Below are 18,741 nucleotides of genomic sequence, written 5' to 3'. Positions count from 1 at the left end.
AATGCTCTAGATATGTAAAGATAATTTATGTGATTATAACGATAGCAAGTAAAATAACTATGTAAAATGTATGCGGGGGAAATGTTTATACATCTGATATGATTTACATATATTTTACTCCATTCTTATATACATTTATTGTCTTTACTAATTAATAAAGCTTTATGAATTTTCATTTATAATTCATTGAAAAATAATTCTAAATTCAATGATTTATACCTTAGAAATCAATGATTTTTCATAGAATAATAGATATAAATAATAAACAAAAATGAAAACAATAGGTTATGTCTCACAGGCAAATCCTTTTGAGGATAAAAAGGCTTGGAGTGGTCTGATTTACAAAATCAGAGAAGGTATTGAAAATGCAGGTTACAAGGTTGTTTGGATTCCGTATAATGCGGATACATTTAAACATAAGGTCTTAAAGGGTTTGATAAAACTTCGTTTTGGAAAAAATGTATTGAAAGATCATAATAAATATTATTACAAACTAAGCGCAGATACAATAGACATGAAGCTTGTGTCAAAATGTGATTATCTGTTTTTTCCGGGTGGAGCACAAATGGCTATATATAGAAATTTCAACAAGCCAATAATCTATTACACTGATGCAAATTTTAGCATTATGGTAAATTATTATTGGCATAATGAACCAAAATGGATAATAAAACAAGGAAATGAAACAGAGCGTTTAGGCATACAAAATAGCTATATAAACATACGTGCATCTAAATGGGCTGCTGACTCTGTTGTTAATGACTATAATGGCAATCCTGACCGTAATTATATAATAGAATTTGGCGCCAATCTTGAGGACAAAGATATATTTCATATAAAGCCTTATACAGATGGAACTCTTAACATTCTGTTTTCTGGCGTAGACTGGAAACGCAAGGGTGCAGAGATAGCAATTGACGCTGTGCGTCAACTGAATGAAAGAGGCATAACATCTAAACTTCTTTTAGTAGGATTAAGGGATGTGCCGCAGCGATATGCAAATCTGCCATACGTAGAAAATATAGGTTTCTTAAACAAAAACTATCCTGACCAATATCAGAAATATATAGACACTATAAGACAGTCGCATATATTCCTTTTGCCCACACGTGCAGAGTGTGCCGGTATTGTATTTTCAGAATCTTCTGCTTATGGTTTGCCTATATTTACATATAACACCGGAGGCATAGGTAATTATGTCATTGACGGGATTAATGGCTATAAGCTTCCGTTGACAGCCAAAGGAAAGGAATTTGCTGACAAAATAGAAGAGAGCTTGAAAAATAACGAGTTTGAAAAGTTAGGTCAGGGGGGAATAAAACTTTTTAACGAAAAACTAAATTGGCATTCTTGGGCAGAATCATTTAAGAAAATAATGCAGGATAACAATCTTTAATTTTGAAAATATGGAAAATAAAATAATAAATCTTTTTGTTCCGGGCAGACTCTGTCTGTTTGGAGAACATAGCGACTGGGCTGGAAAATACCGTACAATGAATGCAGATATAGTACCTGGTATGGCCATTGTAACAGGAGTGGAACAGGGCATTGAGGCAACTGCAGAAGCGTCAGAACGTTTTGAAGTAACGTGCAGTGCTCCCGAACTGACAGAATTGTGGCATGACTTCAGCTGCGACATGGATAGTGCAAAGTTAAAGGAAATAGCCCGTTCAGGCAATTTCTTTGCATATTGTGCGGGTGTCGCTTCATATATGATGGAGTGGTATAATGTTGGTGGTGTAAAGATAAATATCACGAGCATGACTCTTCCGATGAAAAGCGGCCTGTCTTCAAGTGCGGCGATATGTGTACTTGTTGCACGCGCATTCAATCTTCTTTATAATCTCAACCTAAACACTATGGGTGAGATGAATATTGCATATGTAGGTGAGTTGCGCACATCCTCACGTTGTGGACGTCTTGACCAAGCATGCGCTTTTGGCGTAAAACCTGTTCTTATGACATTTGACGGCGAGGAGATGGACGTGCAGCCTCTTAATGTCCGTAAAGATTTATATTGGGTATTTGCTGATTTATGTGCAGAGAAAGATACAATACGCATATTGGCAGACCTTAACAAGGGGTATCCTTTTGCTTCTGATGAGAAAGAGCGGAATGAGCACTGGGCCTTGGGAGAAGGAAACCGTGAGCTGATTAATCGTGCTGTAGAATATATTGCTAATGGTGATGCAGAGAAGCTTGGTATGCTCATGAGAGAGGCTCAGAATACGTTTGATGAGAAAATTGCGCCATTATGTCCAAAAGAACTCACAGCCCCCAAACTGCATAAAATATTGTCTGATGAGTATATACAGACTTTGACATGGGGAGGTAAGGGTGTTGGTTCTCAAGGAGACGGCTCTATACAGTTTCTTGCAAAAGACAAGGTTTGTCAGGACAGGCTTATCAGTTATCTTACAGAGATAGGACTGCGCCCATATAAGTTGACCATAAAAGCTGTTCATAGTGTACGTAAGGCCATAATACCCGTAGCTGGTTTCGGTACCAGACTGTATCCTGCAACAAGATGCCTGAAGAAAGATTTCTTCCCTATTGTCGATAAGGACGGATTGGTAAAACCTGTGATAATGATTTTGCTCGAGGAATTGATAAACAGCGGAATAGAGGAAATATGTCTGGTGCTTGGCAGTGAAGAAGAACGTAAACAATACAAAGAGTTCTTTGAGACTCGCCTTTCATCAGAGCATTTTAATAAACTAAATGCAGCAGCGCAGGAGTATGAAAATAAGATATTGAATATAGGAAAGCGCTTGCGTTATGTTTATCAGAAAGAGAAACTTGGTTTTGGACATGCGGTTTATCAGTGTAACGAGTTCGTAAATGGTGATCCTGTAATTCTATTATTGGGAGACACGCTGTATCATTCTTTCTCAAATAAGCCATGTGCATTGCAGCTTATTGAGGCGTATGAAAAATACAATAAACCAATGATTTCTATCCACGACATACCATTGGCTGTAGTTTCTCATTACGGTGTTGTTTCCGGTATATGGGAGAACAAGGAAGAAACACTTTTGAACATGACAACTTTCTGTGAAAAGCCTAAGGCTGCCTTTGCAGAAGAACATCTTGGTGTAAAGACCAAAGATGGTATAACAAAATATTTTTCTGTTTTCGGACAGTATATTTTGACAAGTGAGGTATTTGAACAGCTTGGCGAAAATATTAGAAATTATAATGGAACAGGAGAAGTTGAGCTTACAACAGCATTGGAACAGGTTAGAAACAAAGTAGGTATGATAGGCGTCAGACTAAATGGCAAAATGTATGACATGGGTAATGTAAATGCGTTTAGAAAGACTATTGCAGAATATTAGTTTTAATATATATGGAATATATTTGTTAATTGTTGAATTTATATAATATAATCTCATAATCTGTCGAAATACAGATTATGAGAAATATATTATTTTGAGATTAGGCACATATTTATGTCCCAGAATATGTTTTGGTTAAAGTAATATTTATGTATGGGAATACCCCTTTGTAGCTTATTTCATAATAATTAGTCACAGTGTATATGGTTATTTATTCTCAATAAAATAAAAACAGTGATATATGTAATATTTTATATATTGGCATTATGATATCTAGTTTAAAGAATTTAATTGTAGGTGGTAACTCACGTAGTGTTGCGGTAAAAAAAAATATTATAGGTTCATTCCTTGTTAAAGGTATAAGTATAATAATTTCTTTATTGTTAGTTCCGTTAACTTTAGGATATGTTTCGTCTGAGATATATGGAATATGGTTAACGATATCGTCTATAATGGTTTGGCTTGGTTTTTTTGATGTCGGTTTTACTTTGGGATTAAAAAACAAACTTGCTGAAGCTATAGCTTTAAACGACTGGAAACGTGGAAAGGCATTGGTCAGCACCACTTATTTTATGATGGTATTGATTTTTATTCCATTATGTATAATATTAGAAATAATAATACCGCATATTAATTGGGCTAGTTTTTTAAATGTAAAAGAAGTATATAATGATGATATAATAAAAGCATTGTATGTTTTGTCAGCTAGTTTTTGTTTGCAGATGATAGTTAATGTTTTAACTGCAGTAATAGCGGCCTATCAGAAAGTTGCATTATCATCTTCATTTCCTGTGATAGGTAATATTTTATCATTAGTTGCTATTTTTATACTTACAAAAACATGTCCACCATCATTAATGGCATTGGCATTCGCATTATCCATGATGCCTGTCTTAGTTGTGATTATAGCATCGTTAATACTTTATCATAAAAACTTTAATAAAGTTGCGCCAAGTATAAAGACGATAGAAAAGAAATACATAAAAGACCTTTTCAATTTAGGAGCAAGTTTTTTTATTATTCAACTTCAAGTTGTAATACTTTTCCAATGTACTAATATTTTAATTAGCAATATTTCTGGTCCTCAGGAAGTTACTGCTTATAATATATCTTACAAATACATAGGAATTGCAATGATGGCATACACAATAATATTATCTCCTTTATGGCCAGCCTTTACCGATGCCTATACAAAACGAGATTTTAATTGGATGAGGTCTGTTTACAGGAAAATGACAAAAGTTTATTTGTTATCTGTTATTATTATGGTAATAATGGTTGTGGTTTCTCCTATTGCTTATAAACTATGGATAGGGAATAAAGCAGATATTCCATTCTTGATGACATTGCTCGTAGCTGTATATATGATGATTAATAATTGGGATTCATTACAGGTGAATCTAATTAATGGTATAGGAACTATAAAACTTCAATTGTATGTTACTCTTATAGGCTTAGTTTTACATATACCATTGTCTTTGTTATTGGGAAATTTCATTGGTGCGTATGGTGTCCTGTGTTCGATGATATTCATAAACGTTATATATAGCATTTTTTTTACAATTCAAATTAACAAGATATTAAAACAACAGGCTTCTGGTATATGGCTTAAATAGATCATAGTTATATAGAAATTATAGATTATTGAAATAATGTTGGGAAAGATAAAGAACATATTTAATTATATCCATTTGAAACATAAATGGAAAGGTAAGGTCCTATTTAATAGAAATTCTCGGATTCATAAAATTTCAAATTTTGAAGGAGCAAATAAAGTATGTAGTAATACATATTTTGAAGGGTATATGGGTTATGGAACATATATAGGTTCTGATGGATTTTTTATTGGAAAAATAGGACGCTTTACATCTATCGCTGGTAAGTGTTGTGTTATTTTGGGTAAACATCCTTATAAATATCCCTTTGCGACAACAAGCCCAATGTTTTTTTCTTTGTTAAAGCAAAATGGTAATACATATACTGATACTCAACTTTATGATGAATTTAAATATGCTGAACCTGGCTATTTAGTAGTTGTTGGTTCTGATTGTTGGATTGGTCATGATGTGAAAATTATAGAAGGCGTGAAGATTGGTGATGGTGCTATGGTGTTGGCTGGAGCTGTAGTTACAAAAGATGTGCCTCCATATGCGATAGTTGGTGGCGTCCCTGCAAAGATAATTGGTTATCGGTTTGATGAACAAACAATACAATTTCTATTAAAAACAAGATGGTGGGACAATAATATTGAATGGATAAAAGAAAATTGGAAATTGATGACAAATATTGATTTGCTTAAGGAATATTATAGATATAACAAGATAGTAAATAAAAATATTTTATAGTAGTATTATAATAACATGTAACAGAATTATTATGTTAAAAAAAATAGTATTGTTCATATCTTTTTGCAAGAAAAAGATACATGGCATTAACAGACGATTAAATGAAAAAATAACAATATGTGAGTTGCTGAATTCTAAAGTTAAATTTAATCCTTCTAAATGTCGTTTTTGGGGGCGTACATTTTTAGATATAAATAAGGGAAGTGATATTACTATAGGCGATTATTTTATTGCAAATTCAGGTGTTAATGGTGGTATTGATTGTGGCAATGGTTGTAAAATCGCAGTACAAAAAGGTGCTAAATTAATTATTGGAGAGCATTCTGGTATGACCAATACAATAATACAATGCCATGAAGAAATTATTATAGGTAATCACGTGAATATAGGTGCCGGCTGTATGATAATGGATTCTAATTTTCATTCTACTGATTGGCGAGATAGATTAGATAGACGAAAAGATATTGAAAATCATAGAAATGCTCCAATAAAGATTGGTGATGTTGTGTTTATTGGTGCCCGTTCTATTATTTGTAAAGGTGTAACTATCGGTGATCATGCAATGATTGCAGCAGGTAGTGTGGTCGTTAGTGATGTACCTGCTAATGAAGTTTGGGGTGGAAATCCAGCGAAGTTTATTAAGAAAACAAATTAAGATTATTAATACATATTATAGTGTTATGTTAGATAATATGAATTCATTAAGGATAACAAAATTTGAATATTTTATAGTATTCCTTTTAATTGTTATGTGTGGTTTTACTTCAGGAGATATTATACCGGCTAAGTCATATTTTCTATCGAGTATGTGTATTATATATCTTGTAAAAAGAAAAAATAATCAAGAGATAAAGCCATTATTAACCTTGATTATAGGGTATTGGATAATTGGTATTATGCATTATATAGAATATAAATATTATTCATCAAAATGTATCATTGATCGACCTCTTTTAATGCTTGCTGGCTTTTATGTGATTGATAAACTAAACTATAGATTTAAATATGCATATATGAATATAATGACTGTTATTGCAGGCATTAGTTTATTATTTTATTCAATAATGGTTTTAACTGGATATGTTCCATCTTTGTCATTTTTAGAAAAGCCATACTATAAAGGAGTTTTTATTTTTAATATGCGAATAAATGAAATTGCCGATCATCGAAATTGTGGCCCATTTTGGGAACCGGGAGCATTTGCAGGATATTTGTTAATGGTAGGCTTAATGTTTTTTAATCAGTTGGATATTTTGTGGAGAGAATATAAAAAGAAATGTGTAATTTTATTACTTGCATTATTTTCTACATTATCTTCACAGGGATATTTGGCCTTAGGCTTGTTGATATTATTATATTATTTAAGAAGTCATTTTAATCTTAAAACAATATTGGCTATATTTGGTTTTGGAATTATTGCATATTTTTCATATATTAAATTTGATTTTTTAAGAGAAAAGGTAAATGATCAGCTTGAATTGGCTGCAGATTGGGAAAGCAACGAGTCTTTGCAGTCAGCAAATAGATTTTCAACAACATTACTTGATATATATTATATAGAAAAATCTCCAATTATAGGTAATACTGATAATCTCCAGATTAGATATGCGGATCATCCATTTATTTTAAGAACAATAGATAATAAAGGACGTTATGGCTCCGGTAGTGGGACATCATCAGCTATGGCTTCTTACGGAATTCCTCTTTTTATATTATGGTTGTATTTAACATTTAAGGCATTTAATAGATTTTATTCGAGGCGTGAAGCAATATTTTCTCTCTTATTCATTGTTATTTTAGGCTCTGCGGAAGCTTATAATGGATATATATTATATTTATCGTTTCCATTTTTGATATTAGGTAATAAAAAAGGTGTAAACATAATTAGGCATGGAAAAAATAAGCATTATAACTGTAACATATAATTGTGGTGATATTTTGGAAACTACAATCCTTAGTTGTATAAATCAGGATTATGATAATATTGAATATTTGATAATAGATGGGGCAAGTACTGACAGAACTATAGATGTTATAAAAAGTTATTCGCATCAAATAACAAAATGGATAAGCGAGCCTGATAAGGGAATTTTTGATGCTATGAACAAAGGTATAAAAATGGCTTCTGGTGATTGGGTGATTTTTATGAATGCTGGAGATTATTTTTATCAAAATAATGTTTTATCAGATATTTTTGCTAAAGAAGATTTGAGTGAATTTGGAGTTATACATGGCAGATTTATGTCTTGTTCAAATAATCAGTTGGAATTAATTGATTTAACACCATTTTATAGGAATACAAAATCTGTAAAAGGTATGGGATTCAGTCATCAAGCATGTTTTGTTAGAACAGATTTGGCAAAAGAAAATTTATTTAGTGATAAATATAAACTTACGGCAGATTATAATCAGTTATATAATCTGTATTATAGAGATAATATAGCTTTTAAACAAGTAGATACTATTGTTGCTGTTATGCAGGGAGATGATGGCGCAACACAGCGCAATTATATTAATCATATAAATGAAGTTTGTAAAGTTTGTAGTAATGCCTCTACTTTTTCTAAAATAATATTTAAGTATAGGTTTCTACTTAAACATTATCTTAGAAGAATATTAAAATAAGTCCATCTTAAATAGTTACATATGAAGATTGTACATATTACAAATTGCTTGCGAGGGGGAGGAATTCAAAATTTTCTATTATCGTTACTACCTGAACAGGCATCAAAGAATAATAAGGTTTTATTAATTGTAATTGAGAAATATGATTATGAGTATTGTAATCATTTAGAGCAATTATTATCCCAAAATAGTATCACTGTTATAAGACTGAATAAATTAAAAAGCAATAAATTTTCGTTAATAAAGACAATTATAAAATGTCGTAGTATAGTTGGTAAAATTAATCCAGATATAGTTAACACCCATGGCGAAATGAGTCATGTGTATGGTGCTTTAAGTGTAATGGGGAAAAATATAAAACAAATTATAACAATACATAATGCACCTGAAGTATGGCCGTTTAGCGCAAAATTTTTATGTGGTAAAAAGCCACTAATTTTTTGTTCAAATGCTGCATATAATTTAAAGCAACAAACATGTACAGAAGCGACAACAATTAGTAATGGTATAAATGATAAAATTGTACGTACAAACAATCTTCATGATTTAAGAAAAGAATTAAATTTAAACAATAGTGATAAAATAGTTGTTCTTGTTGGTTCTATGAGACCTCAAAAAAATTATTCTTTTTTGAAAGAAATTGCAGATGAAATAAAAGATCAATCTATTCATTTTTGTATATGTGGAGGAAGTTATGGAGCAGGTTATATAAATACAGATGAATTTGAGTCGTATAAGAATATCCATTGTTTAGGTTTACGTTCTGATGTTTCTGCTATTGAAAATTCTGCAGATTTATTTTTAAGTTGTTCTAAATTTGAGGGTTTACCCATAGCTGTCTTAGAAGCTTATTTCAATGGTATTCCGTGTGTCCTTTCTCCAATAGTCCAACATATAAATATATCAAATGTATACAATGTTTATATACCAAAGGATTTTCATGCAAAGTCTTTTATTGATTGTATATATAAAGCGTTGTCGAATACAGAATCTCATGATGAGATATTAAGTAAAAGAAAATTACAAATTGAACAATATAGTATTAAAAATACGGCTATAAAGTATATCGAATTTTATAACAAAATATTAAATGGCTAATAACATTAAATATACGGTTGATAATTGTTTATGTACTGGTTGCGGTGTATGTGAAGATGTATGTCCAACAAAGTCAATAGAGATAACACGTGTAAACGGATTACTTCAACCCATTCTTAATGAGGAAACATGTTTAGGTGATAAATGTGGACGTTGCTTAAAAGTTTGTCCAGGTATAGGAATAAACTTGTCAGCTATGTCTAAAGAACAATTCGGCTCTTGTAAAGAGGATAAATACATCGGCCGTTATTATTCATTATATACAGGATATAGCCTTGATAAAGATATTCGTTATCATAGTGCTTCAGGGGGGCTTGTTAGTCAGTTCCTGATATATTTATTGGAAAAGAAAATAATAGACGGCGCTGTAGTTACGGGCTTTTCTGAGGATAATATCACACCTGTGTCTTATATAGCTAGGACCAAGGATGAAGTGTTAAAAGCCAAAGGTTCTAAATATTGTCCGGTCGCATTGAATAAACTTGGAAATGAAATTAAAAAATCTGATGGAAAATACGTAATAGTCGGACTGCCATGCCATATCCAAGGTTTCAGAAAAAGAGCAAAAATAGATAGGCCGTTTCGTGAAAAGGTTATAGGGTACTTCTCGATATATTGCTCATCAAACAGGACTTATAATGCTCAGGACTTTCTATTTAAAAAGTATAATGTGAATAAGAATAATATTTCTTATTTCGCTTATCGTGACAATGGTTGTTTAGGCAACATGGTGATAAATCAAGAAAAGCAACACCAAGAAATACCATATATAAAATATTATGGTGCATTGAGAAGTTTTTTTTAACCTCGTCGCTGTCTGACATGTATAGATCATTATGGAGAGTTGGCTGATGTCTGTTTTGGTGACATTCATATAAAGCCATATAGTGAAGATAAAATAGGTATAAGTTCATGGATTGTAAGAAATCCTTACTTTGACGATTTGTTTAAAGAAGCATCGAAGGAAGGATACATTTATATGAATGAATTAGATGCAAATACCTTGAATGAATCACAAAAGGCAATGCTTTATCCCAAAAAGAGAAAAGCTAAGGCCTTGATGAATTCAGATAAACTTTTATTTAGAAAATCAGCTGAATATGATGTTGCTTTAGAAAAGCCACAGATGAAAGATTATATATCATTATTTATAACAAATGTGCAGAGGTATATAGGTCGTCATAAACGTTTGTGGTTTATAGTTGAATACTTATATAATAAAAAGACAAAAAATGAATAAAAAGAAGAAAGTTGGTGGGGTTATTATAATGCACCCTAACCATAATAATTATGGAACTTCACTGCAAGGTTTTGCAACTGTCAAAGTAATAGAAAACCTAGATTATGATTTACGTATAATAAGATATGTAAAACAAAGAAGTATAAAAGAACTTATCAATACAATACCAGGCTTAATAAGGAGTGGTGCACTAAAAAACTTTTTTCATGATTATATGAAAAGATATGATCGGTTATTACATAAAGATTATTTTGAGAATAATAAAATAAGAACCAACGTAGTTAATGCTTTTAAGAAAAAGTATTTTGATAATATTTCTGATTTTTATTATGGTTTTCATGATTTACATGAAGGTTCAAAAAATTATGATGTAATATTTGTTGGTAGTGACCAAGTTTGGGGACCATTAAGTCTGTATGCAAGATTCTATAATCTTTTATTTGTTTCAGATAGCGTTCCACGTTTCTCTTATGCAAGTAGTTTTGGAGTATCTGATATCTTGCCTTGGCAAAAGGAAGGAACAAAAAAGTATTTAGATAGATTAAATCTGATAGGTGTAAGGGAATTAAGAGGAAAGGAAATGGTTGAAAACCTTTCTAAAAATAAAGCATATGTAGTCGCAGATCCAACAATGTTGTTGTCAAGAGATGATTGGCGTAAATATACTTGTCAATCGAAAATTAAAATAAAAGAACCCTATATATTATGTTATGTTTTAGGGGAACGCTTGGATGTAAGAAATGATATTAAAGAACTTGCGAAGAAATTAAATCTGAAGATTGTTTCTTTACCGCATGTAGATCAATATATTAAAGTTGATAATAATTTTGGAGATATTCAAATTTGGAATGCAGATGCCTTAGATTTTGTCAATCTTATAGACAATGCAGCTTATGTATGTACGGATTCTTTTCACGGTACTGTTTTTAGTATTTTAATGCATAAGAAATTTTTAACATATTATCGTCAACAGCCAACAGAAAAACGTTCTACACATGCAAGAATTAATAGTCTTCTTACTATATTCGGATTATCGGATCGTATTTTTAAGTCTGATTCATTATCACAAATTACACAAGATATAGATTATATTAAGGTTGATAGAACGCTTGGGGAACTTAGACAACAATCTCTTGACTTCTTAAAGAGAGGTTTAAATCTATAATATATTTATGCTATTTTATTGGACTTAATAATGTTTATCTTTACAATTGTATTTTCTGGGGTTAATATCAATTAAAACTATCATTCATGAATATTTTATACATAGCATATTCCTGCAGTCCGGTTGCTGGAAGTGAAGACCGTGTGGGATGGAATGTAGCGGTAGAAATGTCAAAGAAACATTCCGTTCATGTTATTACAAAAGTTGAACAGAAAAAAGACATAGAGCATTATTTACAACAACATCCTATAGACAACATATGCTTTTATTACGTAGATATTCCTAATTTATATAAAAGATTGTTTAAGGGTTTTCTTTATTCTGGACGTCTGAATATATGGCATAAAAGGGCTTTAGCTGTTGCAAATAATATTTGTAACACATATAGTATTGATATAGTTCATCAGCTTACTCCAATGGAATTCAGAGCTATTGGAGATTATGGAAGAATAAAGAATGTAAAATATGTTTGTGGTCCGCTAGGTGGAGGTGAATATGTCCCAAATGGTTTGAAATGTTATAAGAAAGGACATTATGCGATTGAAATTTTACGTGATATAATGAATCGCTGGTATAGATTTTTGTTTAATATTACTGGTAGATTAAAACGTTGCGATTATTTCATTTATGCAAATGAGGAAACAAAATATTATCTGGGATATGGTAGTCATGTTGAGACAGAGATGGCTGTAGATAACATTTTCTATGATGAAGATAAACCATTGAATAAAAAGTGTGTATTTTTAATGGCAGGAAGACTTATTTACAGAAAAGGTCTTGACTTCCTGTTTGATGCAATTGAAAAGATACCAGAAGACAAACGGTATGAAGTTAGAATAATAGGTGATGGTCCAGAAATGCGAAAGTTAAAAAAAAGATGGGATAGATCAAAAAAACTTCAAGAACATGTTATTTTTGTTGGGCGTATACCGTTTACGGAGATGAAAAACGAGTATGATAAAGCTGATGTTTTTTTAATGCCAAGTATACGTGAAACAACGGGTTCTGTGTTATTGGAAGCAATGTCAAATGGAATTCCTATAATAGCAATAAATCGTTTTGGCAGCGGGTTGTTGTTAAATAAAGATTTGGGTTGGACTTTTGATGGCAATACAAAGGAGGAATTTATAACATCTTTTGTTAATTCCATGGTGGATTGTATAGAACATCCAGAGGAAGTTAGACGTAAAGGGAAAAATATGTTATTGGCTGCAAAAAAATATACGTGGGGGATAAAAGTTCAACATTTTGAAGATATATATATAAATATATTAAAAAATGTATAGAGAGGATGATAAATACAAATTGTTAAACAGATTTAAATTTAGCAATGAAGATTTTACTTTCCAATAAATTCTATTACCGCCGTGGCGGTGATTGCATATACATGCTCAACTTAGAGCAGCTGTTAAAGCAGCATGGACATGAAGTGGCAGTGTTTGCGATGGACTATCCGGAAAATATAAGTACGCCATGGAGCAAATATTTTCCGCAGAACATGAGTAAGCTGATGGCGTTTACACGTCCGTTCGGCTCTAACGAGGTGAAGACGAAGTTTAACAGGCTGCTGGATGACTTTAAGCCGGACGTGGTGCATCTTAACAACATACACACACAGCTGTCGCCCGTGATGGCAGAACTGGCGCATGAGCGTGGAATAAAGGTGGCATGGACTCTGCACGACTATAAGCTGCTGTGCCCCAGATACGACTGCCTGCGCAACGGCACCGATATATGTGAGCTGTGCTTCAACGGCGACAAGAGTAACTGCAAGACGTATAAGTGCATGAAAGGCTCTGCACTGGCATCGATGATAGGATATAAAGAGGCCGTAACCTGGAACAGGGAGCGGCTGGAAGCCTGCACGGATGTGTTTGTATGTCCCAGTCAGTTTATGGCAGATAAAATGGCACAGGGCGGATTTGACAAGAAGAAGCTGATGACGCTGTGCAACTTTATTGACGTGGACAAATGCAAGAAAGACGAATACGGCAAGGAAGACTATTACTGCTACGTGGGACGACTGAGCCACGAAAAGGGCGTGAACACGCTGATAGAGGCTGCAAAGAACCTGCCCTATAAACTGAAAGTGATTGGAGGAGGACCGCTTGAAGAAGATTTAAAAATTAAGAGTGAAAAATTAAAAGCAAATGTTGAGTTCCTTGGCTATAAGCAGTGGGACGAGATAAAGGGCATTGTGGGTAAGGCGCGCTTCACGGTGATACCGTCAGAATGGTATGAGAATAACCCGCTGTCGGTGATTGAGGCGCAATGTCTGGGTACGCCGGTGCTGGGCGCACGTATAGGCGGAATACCCGAACTGATAGAAAACGGCGTAACAGGCATGACCTTTGAAAGCCGCAGCGTGGATGACTTGACAAACAAGATTGAAGCCATGTGGCAACATACATTCGACTATAAAGATATAGCCCTGACTTCACAAAAGAGATATAACAGCGAAAGCTATTATGAGAGGATAATGGAGGTATATAAGTGAATAGTGAAGAACGAAGAGTGAAGAATCCAATAGCCAACGTAGTGCTTGCGACAAGAATCCACAAGAGTAATGTACCGGCGGATCTGCGCTCCGCCGGAATTGGGGGTTAAAAATCCAATAGTCTTGTGGCTTCTACTTATAAGCACTACGTTTGCACATGGATTTTTCACTCTTCGTTCTTCACTTAAATATGCTCCTAGCCAACTTGTTGGCGATAACTTCTTTAACTACTTTAACTACAAATACTAATACAGAAATAGTCTTATAATTCTGCATCTTATTTAAATACAATATAAAGTAAAAAGATTATGGCAAACATGAATGTGCCGCGTCCTACAGACGCAAGTATTATTCTGACGTATCGATGCCCGATGCGTTGCGTGATGTGTAACATTTGGAAAAATCCTACTGATAAGAAAGAGGAATTAAAAGCCTCTGACCTTCGTTCGCTTCCCAAATTAAAATTCATAAACCTGACAGGTGGTGAACCTTTCATCCGTGAAGACCTGGATGAAATAGTTGAAGAGTGTTATAAGCATACTGACCGCATTGTGATATCTACGTCGGGATGGTTTCAGGATAGGGTAATAGCTTTGGCTAAGAAATTTCCTAACATAGGTATTCGCATATCTATTGAAGGACTTGCAGAGAAGAATGATGAGCTTAGAGGCCGTCAGGGAACTTTTGATAAAGCTATCAAGACATTAAAGACTCTTCAGAGTATGGGTTTGAAGGATATTGGCTTTGGTTGTACTGTGAGCAACTATAACTCTGGAGACATGCTCAAACTATATCAGCTCTCTCTGTCAATGGGACTGGAGTTTGCAACTGCTGCTTTCCACAATTCTTATTATTTCCATAAGGGGGATAACAAGATTACAAACCATGACGAGGTGTGTGGAAACTTCAGGAAACTCATCGACTGGCAGCTGAAGGAGAAGAGCCCGAAGAGCTGGTTCCGTGCATGGTTTAACATGGGACTGATAAACTATATTGAAGGTAACCGCCGCATGCTGCCATGTGAGGCCGGTACGGCTAACTTCTTTATTGACCCGTGGGGAGAGGTGATGCCGTGTAACGGACTGGAGACAAGAATGGACGACAAGAACGCCGATAACAAGACGAAGCTGGACGGCGACGACATGACTGTGGCAGAATATAACGAGAAGCTGGCTGCTGACCCAAACAACGTGTCGAACGACAAACTGAAACCGGCAGGAAGCGACACTCCGAAGAGCTGGAGCATGGGTAACATACACGATGCTGACTTTATGACTATATGGAACAGCGAACAGGCTGCCAGAGTGCGCGCAAAGGTGCGCAAATGTCCGAAGAACTGCTGGATGGTTGGCACGGCAAGTCCTGTGATGCACAAATATATAAAGTATCCGCTGAAGTGGGCTTTGAAGAACAAACTACGCTCAATGCAAGGCAAACCTGCCTGCTTAGACTTTAAATACTGCGAAGTAGGACAAGACCCGCAGCAGGGAGACTTGAACTTTGACAGATAATAATTTAAGTGAAGAGTGAAGAACGAAGAGTGAAAAATTCAATTGTATTGTGAATATTATTCGTATAAGTTCTTTTTCTTCGTAAATAATATGTTGGCTATTGTTCTGATGGAGCATAAGTTCATTGGGACAATATGCCAACTCTTTTTGACGCCATAAGAAGTAATTAAAAACAGATTTAGACAATAAAGCAAGATCTATATATAAGAAAACATGAATACAAAGGAACATTACTCATCTTTAGACGGAATAAGAGCATATGCAGCAATAGGAATAGTATTGATGCACATATTGGCAAATATATCTGTAAAGCCATCTGAGAACTATTGTACGCAAACATTGATACCATTTTTTACAGATTTTACATTGTTATTTATGCTGGTAAGTGCATTTTCGATGTGTTGTGGATATTATCAAAGAATAAAAGAAGGCAGTATCTCACCAAATTCTTTTTACAAAAAAAGATATTTGAGAATATTGCCATTTTTCGCATTTTTATGTTTGTAAGATTTCTTGATTGAACCAAGCGTAGAAACATTTTATCAGGTATATGCAAATCTAACTTTATGTTTTGGACTTTTGCCTGCACATAATATCACGGTAATAGGTGTCGGTTGGTTTCTTGGTATAGTATTTTTGTTTTATTTATTATTTCCGTTCTTTGTGTTTATGCTTGACACTAAGAAACGGGCATGGCTGTCTTTTTGTATATCAGTAGCATTTACTATCATAGCAATGAATGCAGATTTTGTAACTGGTGAAATAGGTAGAACTAATTTTGTATTTTGTGCTCCTTATTTCTTAGCAGGTGGACTAATTTATCTGTATAGACATGGAATCGTTGAATTTGCTAAAAGATATAATATTCTATGTGCAATTGTAACTATTTTACTCACTATATGTTATTTTGCATTTAAGCATCTATTTTCTGCCAATTTAGGATATATTGCAGAATTGTGCCTGTTTGCACTATGGATATTATTTGCGATAGGAACAAATACAAAGTTGTTAAGTAATCGGGTTCTGAAATATCTCAGTAATATCAGTATGGAAATATATTTATCACATATGATAATATATAGAGTTATAGAAAAAGCGCATTTAGAAAATTACATTAGTCAGAATGATATTCTATATATTGTTACGTCAATATTGACCATATGCGGCGTTATTTGTTTTGCTCACATAATGAAGTATTATGTGATGAATAAGGTTGAAGCAAAATTTATTAAGAGCAAATAAATCAGTACTTATAAATAAAATTTTTACAAAGATATATGGTAAACAATGTAGACCATATATCTTTATTTAATCCTTCTGCCCCTAATCAACAGCCAAAGGGCAGAGAGGCAGGAAAGAAGAATTATGCCGGTGTGTTGGGCTGATTCTTTTATATTGAGAAAAAACTTTGACATGGACTTTTGCTTATGACGAGGCAAAAGTAATGATTTATTTTTAATCCGGAAAATTTTATGAAAATTGTTGTTACCGGTACCCGTGGCATACCTAATGTCATGGGCGGAGTGGAGACGCACTGTGAGGAACTGTTTCCGAGAATTGCAGCCATGGGCGAAGACGTAACGGTGATAAGGCGTAAAAGCTACGTCAGCGACGGCCTGAAAGAATGGAAAGGCGTAAAGCTGGTGGACATTGAGACACCGAAAAAGAAGTCGTTTGAAGCCATTATACATACGTACAGAGCCATAAACAAGGCGAAGAAACTGGGAGCAGACATACTGCACATACACGCCATAGGACCGGCTCTGCTGGTGCCATACGCCAAGATGCTGGGCATGAAGGTGGTGTTTACGCATCATGGTCCTGACTATGACAGGGACAAATGGGGCAAGGCTGCCAAAGCGGTGCTGAAGCTGGGTGAGCGCATGGGGTGTATGTTTGCTGACGACGTAATTGTGATCAGCGACGTGATACGCAACCTGATTAAGGAGAAATACGGACGTACAAAGAACGTGCATCTGATATATAATGGCGTGTCGGAACCTGAGGTATGCGACTATCCAAAGTATTTTGAGGAACTGGGCATCAGGAAGGGACGCTACATATTGGGCATGTGCCGCTTTGTGCCGGAAAAGAACCTGCACCATCTGGTGGAAGCGTTCGGGAGAATTAAAAATGAAGAATTAAAAAGTAAAGACGGCGGCGACGATGACATAAAGCTGGTGCTGGCTGGTGACACGGACTTTGAGGACGACTACTCAAGGGGACTGAAAGAGATGGCGAGGAAGAACGGCGTGGTGCTGACGGGATTTGTGAAGGGCCGTAAGCTGCACTCGCTGCTGACTAACTGCATGTGCTACTGTCTGCCGTCGAGTCATGAGGGCCTGCCGATAGCGTTGCTTGAAGCCATGAGCTACGGCGTGAAGGTGATAGTGAGCGACATACCGGCAAACCTGGAGGTGGGCCTTGACAAAGATGACTACTTCCCGGTGGGCAACGTGGACGAGCTGGCGAAGAAACTGGAAGAGGTGATAAGCCGTGAGCCACAGCACATAGACTACGACATGGCAAAGTATGACTGGGACAAGATAGCGAAGGAGGTAAGAGGGGTATATTGTAATTTGGAGTTAAAGTAGTTAGAGGAGTTATCGCTCACTAAGGTGAGCTAGGAGTTAGAGTCAAATGCTAACGTAGTGCTTGCGACAATAACCAACAAGGCTATTGTGCCGGCGGATCTGCGCTCCGCCGGAATTGAATATAAGGATTTATTTAATCCGATTACTTCCTATTTTGTTTTTAGGTAGTTAAAGTAGTTAGAGGAGTTATCGCCAACAAGTTGGCTAGGAGCATATTTAAGTGAAGAACTAAGAGTGAAGAGTGAAAAATCCAATTGCAAACGTAATGCTTACAAGTAGAAACCACAATACATTTGGATTTTTCGTTTTTCACTTTTAACTTTTCACA

At 34.5% G+C, this 18,741-nt stretch carries 13 protein-coding genes and 2 pseudogenes; all 15 read left to right on the top strand.

Annotated features, from left to right (window positions below; all coding sequences use genetic code 11):
• Positions 1 to 271 precede the first annotated feature (271 nt).
• Positions 272 to 1,396 (top strand): glycosyltransferase family 4 protein, encoded by a 1,125-nt coding sequence (locus ACU52_RS13105; protein WP_053399115.1) that lies wholly within the window; start codon positions 272 to 274, stop codon positions 1,394 to 1,396.
• A gap of 10 nt (positions 1,397 to 1,406) precedes the next feature.
• Positions 1,407 to 3,338: a sugar phosphate nucleotidyltransferase gene (locus ACU52_RS13100; protein ID WP_053399114.1), complete on the top strand. Its 1,932-nt coding sequence runs from the start codon at positions 1,407 to 1,409 to the stop codon at positions 3,336 to 3,338.
• Positions 3,339 to 3,604: 266 nt separating this feature from the next.
• The gene (locus tag ACU52_RS13095) at positions 3,605 to 4,954 is read left to right on the top strand and encodes an oligosaccharide flippase family protein (RefSeq protein WP_053399113.1); all 1,350 of its coding nucleotides are present in this window, start codon (positions 3,605 to 3,607) and stop codon (positions 4,952 to 4,954) included.
• Positions 4,955 to 4,990: 36 nt separating this feature from the next.
• Positions 4,991 to 5,683, top strand: coding sequence for a CatB-related O-acetyltransferase (locus ACU52_RS15855; protein WP_053399112.1), 693 nt, complete (start codon positions 4,991 to 4,993; stop codon positions 5,681 to 5,683).
• 31 nt (positions 5,684 to 5,714) lie between these two features.
• The gene (locus ACU52_RS15850; protein ID WP_053399111.1) at positions 5,715 to 6,338 is read left to right on the top strand and encodes an acyltransferase; all 624 of its coding nucleotides are present in this window, start codon (positions 5,715 to 5,717) and stop codon (positions 6,336 to 6,338) included.
• 25 nt (positions 6,339 to 6,363) lie between these two features.
• Complete coding sequence (locus ACU52_RS13080; RefSeq protein ID WP_147630879.1) at positions 6,364 to 7,608, top strand: hypothetical protein; 1,245 nt, start codon at positions 6,364 to 6,366, stop codon at positions 7,606 to 7,608.
• Positions 7,574 to 8,308, top strand: coding sequence for a glycosyltransferase family 2 protein (locus tag ACU52_RS13075; RefSeq protein WP_053399109.1), 735 nt, complete (start codon positions 7,574 to 7,576; stop codon positions 8,306 to 8,308). Before ACU52_RS13080 ends, ACU52_RS13075 begins: the two co-directional genes overlap by 35 nt.
• Positions 8,309 to 8,329: 21 nt before the next feature.
• Positions 8,330 to 9,406: a glycosyltransferase family 4 protein gene (locus ACU52_RS13070; RefSeq protein WP_053399108.1), complete on the top strand. Its 1,077-nt coding sequence runs from the start codon at positions 8,330 to 8,332 to the stop codon at positions 9,404 to 9,406.
• Positions 9,399 to 10,646, top strand: a pseudogene (locus ACU52_RS13065) (Coenzyme F420 hydrogenase/dehydrogenase, beta subunit C-terminal domain). Before ACU52_RS13070 ends, ACU52_RS13065 begins: the two are co-directional and overlap by 8 nt.
• Positions 10,639 to 11,811, top strand: a complete 1,173-nt coding sequence (locus ACU52_RS13060) for a polysaccharide pyruvyl transferase family protein (protein WP_053399107.1) — start codon at positions 10,639 to 10,641, stop codon at positions 11,809 to 11,811. The pseudogene ACU52_RS13065 and the gene ACU52_RS13060 overlap by 8 nt, the downstream one beginning before the upstream one ends.
• 86 nt (positions 11,812 to 11,897) lie before the next feature.
• Entirely contained in the window at positions 11,898 to 13,097 is a 1,200-nt protein-coding gene (locus tag ACU52_RS13055; protein ID WP_082335294.1) for a glycosyltransferase family 4 protein, read from the top strand.
• Between the two features lie 44 nt (positions 13,098 to 13,141).
• Complete coding sequence (locus ACU52_RS13050) at positions 13,142 to 14,308, top strand: glycosyltransferase (RefSeq protein ID WP_053399105.1); 1,167 nt, start codon at positions 13,142 to 13,144, stop codon at positions 14,306 to 14,308.
• 308 nt (positions 14,309 to 14,616) lie between these two features.
• Entirely contained in the window at positions 14,617 to 15,819 is a 1,203-nt protein-coding gene (locus ACU52_RS13045; RefSeq protein ID WP_053399104.1) for a radical SAM protein, read from the top strand.
• Between the two features lie 213 nt (positions 15,820 to 16,032).
• Positions 16,033 to 17,061 (top strand): annotated as a pseudogene (locus ACU52_RS13035) (acyltransferase family protein).
• 230 nt (positions 17,062 to 17,291) lie between these two features.
• Positions 17,292 to 18,413 carry a glycosyltransferase family 4 protein gene (locus tag ACU52_RS13030; protein ID WP_053399101.1) on the top strand — a complete coding sequence of 374 codons (1,122 nt, stop codon included), beginning with the start codon at positions 17,292 to 17,294 and terminating at the stop codon, positions 18,411 to 18,413.
• Positions 18,414 to 18,741 lie beyond the last annotated feature (328 nt).

This window comes from Xylanibacter rarus (assembly GCF_001275135.1).
In the GTDB taxonomy this organism is placed as follows: Bacteria; Bacteroidota; Bacteroidia; order Bacteroidales; family Bacteroidaceae; genus Prevotella; species Prevotella rara.
The sequence above is the reverse complement of the archived record's forward strand: the minus strand, read 5'-3'. Positions and strand labels throughout refer to the sequence as shown.